This is a genomic window from Streptomyces sp. UNOC14_S4 (genome assembly GCF_020740835.1).
In the GTDB taxonomy this organism is placed as follows: Bacteria; Actinomycetota; Actinomycetes; order Streptomycetales; family Streptomycetaceae; genus Streptomyces.
On sequence record NZ_JAINFC010000740.1, the window covers coordinates 1 to 2726 of the forward strand.

The following is a 2726-nucleotide window of genomic DNA, read 5'->3' on the forward strand; positions in this document are numbered from 1 at the left end:
ACCTCCTCCGGTACCTCCGGCGGTCCCGGTGATCCCGGCGCTCCGCGGCGGGGTCGCCGGAGGTACCGGAGGAGGTAGTGGGGGCAGACGGTGTGAAAGTTTCTTTCAGTTTGCTGCTCACGCTGTGAAAGGTATTTTCGGCAGGGTGAGCCGTCAACCTTCCGTGTCCCGGACAATGGACCGTATGGAGCTCGAACAGGCACTGCACGCGGCGCGCGCCCTCGTCCTCGCCGACCTGGTGGCCGGTGACGTGGCCGAGGCGGACGTCGTCTCCCTCGTGGAGGACGCGGTGGCCCACCGGCGGTGGTGGGTCGAGCAGTGGCCGGAGGGCGCCTCGTACGTGGTGGGGCTGATCGCCCAGGACGTCCAGGACGCCCTGCTCGAACGGTACGGCCGGTGGCCGCTCTGCCCCGTCTGCACCGACTCCGGCGACCCGCACGCGCTGGAGGTCGAGCCCGAGCTCGGCCCCGACCCGCACTGGGCCTGCACCAAGCAGGCGGTGCTGGTGGCGCGCGTGGGGTCGCTGGGAACGGCGCTGCGGCGGTGACCCTCTACATCGACCCGCCGACCTGGCCGGGCCACGGCCGCATGTGGTCGCACCTGGTCAGCGACGTGTCGTACGAGGAACTGCACGGCTTCGCCGCGCGCCTCGGCGCGCCCGCGCGGGCCTTCGACCACGACCACTACGACATCCCGTCGACGTCGTACGCGGAGGCCGTACGGCTGGGTGCGCGCGAGGTGGGCAGCAAGGAGCTGGTACGGCTGCTGGCGGCGGCGGGCCTGCGCCGCCCGAAGCACGGCCGGCTTTAGGCGGGGCGGGGCGCGCCCCGTAAGGGGCGCGGGGAACTGCGCGATCAGCCACACACGGCCTGTGGCCGCGAGCCAAGTGCAAGAGGCACCCCAATAGGCGCACCCCCCTCAAGCGGAAAGCAGCTCAAGCTCCGTGGCGAGGTTCCGCCGGGCCGTAGGCTCCCACCGTTCGTATGCCAGAGGCGTACGGAAAAGGCGCGGCAGCGCCAGAAGCTGCCGCAGAACCCCCGAGCGGCCTTCCCTGAAGGCCGCGTCCGGTACGAAGCCGTACTCCTCGCGGACGGCGGCCGCGTACGCCGCGTACTCCTGCGGCGCCCCGGCCAGGACGGCCAGGTCCGCGTCGCACAGCACCTCGCCGTTGCGGTCGCCGGGCGCCGGGTCGTGCGTGACGGTCAGCCGGACGAGGCGCGCGGCCTCGGCCGTGCGGGCCGCGTCGATGCCCAGCTCCGGGAGAGCGCGCTCGGCCAGATGGGCGCTGCGCTCCTCGTTCTCCGAGCGGTCCGGGCGGTAGACCGCGTCGTGGAACCAGGCCGCGAAGCGGACGGTGTCCGCGTCCCGCGCGTACGCCGCGAGCTCGTCGACCCGGTCCAGGACGGCCACCAGGTGGTCGACCGTGTGGTACTTGCGCTGCGGCTCCGACCAGCGGCGCAGCAGGTCGTCTGCGTACGGGGCGGGGTCGGGGGTGTCGGTGTCGCGGGCGCGGGCGACGGTGTCGTGCCAGCGGGCGCGCAGGGCGGGGCCGGACGGGTGCTCGGGCGTGCGGTCCATGGGCCGATCCATGGGCCAATTGTGGAGTACCGCTTTTGACGGCGGCGGCGGGTGTGGCACTCTGTGCTACATGTCTAGACCAATTCTTGAGGTGATCGCGCTCACCCCCGAGGACGCGACGGCGGCCCAGGCCGGAGGGGCTGACCGCCTCGAACTGGTCACCGACATGGCCGCGGACGGCCTCACCCCCGCCGTCGGGACCTTCGCCGCCGTGCGGGACGCCGTCTCGATCCCGGTGCGGGTGATGCTGCGCGCCACGGACGGCTTCTCGGCGGGTGACGCGGCGGCGCTGGACGCGCTGTGCGCGGACGCGCGGGCACTGGCCGCCGAGGGGGCGGAGGAGTTCGTCCTGGGCTTCCTCACGGACGACGGGCGGGCCGACCTCGCCGCGGTCTCCGCGCTCACGGAGGCGATCGGGCCGCGGGCCCGGTGGACCTTCCACCGGGCCATCGACCGGGCCGCGGACCGTGACGCGCTGCGGAAGCAGCTCGCCTCGGGCGAGCTGCCGGGTCTGGACACGTATCTGACCGCCGGGTCCGCGGCCGGTGTCGACGACGGTATCGCGACGCTGCTGGCCGAGGCGGCGCGGGCGGGCGAGCCCGGATACGAGCCGAGCATCCTGGTCGGTGGCGGGCTGCAGCTGAAGCACGTGCCGGTGCTTCTGGGGGCGGGGATCACCGGCTTCCACATCGGTGGGGCGGCGCGCCCTGAGGGGTGGGAGCGGCCGGTGTCGGCTTCCGCTGTCGGGGTGTGGCGCGAGGCGGTCGGTTGTTAGCTGCGGGTCCGGTGGGGCTTCTCGCGCCGTTCCCCGCGCCCCTGGGTTGGTTGGTGGGCCGGGGGAGGGGCCTCCGGCCGGAACCTGAAACGCGGTGCGTGCGGCCACCTCCTATGGGGAGCCGTACTCCATGCACCGTCATTTCAGAACCCGCCCTCCGGCCCCGCCCCCTCCACCGGACGTCGGCTGCCGGTAGGGGGTGGCCCGCGTCCGTTGTCGGCTTTCCGCGCGTTCGGGGGGCGCGCCCCTTTAGGGCAAGGCCGTGAAGTTATGGGGTGGGTCCGTGGCTGCGAGTGGGGTCTGGTCTGGAGGAACGCCGGACGCGAGAAGCGGAGCCCCGGTAGAACTGGCTGGTCCGCCAAGACAAGCCGTT

General features: G+C 73.2%; 4 protein-coding genes. 3 read left to right on the forward strand and 1 reads right to left on the reverse strand.

Annotated elements, in window-relative coordinates:
* Positions 1–175: 175 nt before the first annotated feature.
* Together K6I34_RS35145 and K6I34_RS35150 are read left to right on the forward strand one after the other, a co-directional pair.
* Positions 176–547 carry a hypothetical protein gene (locus K6I34_RS35145; protein ID WP_229332089.1) on the forward strand — a complete coding sequence of 124 codons (372 nt, stop codon included), beginning with the start codon at positions 176–178 and terminating at the stop codon, positions 545–547.
* A complete protein-coding gene (locus tag K6I34_RS35150) occupies positions 544–810 on the forward strand; it encodes a DUF4031 domain-containing protein (RefSeq protein ID WP_229332090.1) in 267 nt (88 codons plus the stop codon). Before K6I34_RS35145 ends, K6I34_RS35150 begins: the two co-directional genes overlap by 4 nt.
* Before the next feature lie 108 nt (positions 811–918).
* On the opposite strand, the gene K6I34_RS35155 is transcribed toward K6I34_RS35150, so the two are convergent.
* Positions 919–1590: a hypothetical protein gene (locus K6I34_RS35155; RefSeq protein ID WP_229332091.1), complete on the reverse strand. Its 672-nt coding sequence runs from the start codon at positions 1588–1590 to the stop codon at positions 919–921.
* Between the two features lie 58 nt (positions 1591–1648).
* On the opposite strand from K6I34_RS35155, the gene K6I34_RS35160 reads away from it, so the two are divergent.
* Positions 1649–2353 carry a copper homeostasis protein CutC gene (locus tag K6I34_RS35160; RefSeq protein ID WP_229332092.1) on the forward strand — a complete coding sequence of 235 codons (705 nt, stop codon included), beginning with the start codon at positions 1649–1651 and terminating at the stop codon, positions 2351–2353.
* Positions 2354–2726: the final 373 nt, after the last annotated feature.

Excerpts from the sequence above, each read along its gene's own strand:
- K6I34_RS35145 (WP_229332089.1), top strand. The coding sequence starts at position 176 with ATGGACCGTATGGAGCTCGAACAGGCACTGCACGCGGCGCGCGCCCTC.
- K6I34_RS35155 (WP_229332091.1), bottom strand. The coding sequence starts at position 1,590 with ATGGATCGGCCCATGGACCGCACGCCCGAGCACCCGTCCGGCCCCGCC.
- K6I34_RS35160 (WP_229332092.1), top strand. The coding sequence starts at position 1,649 with ATGTCTAGACCAATTCTTGAGGTGATCGCGCTCACCCCCGAGGACGCG.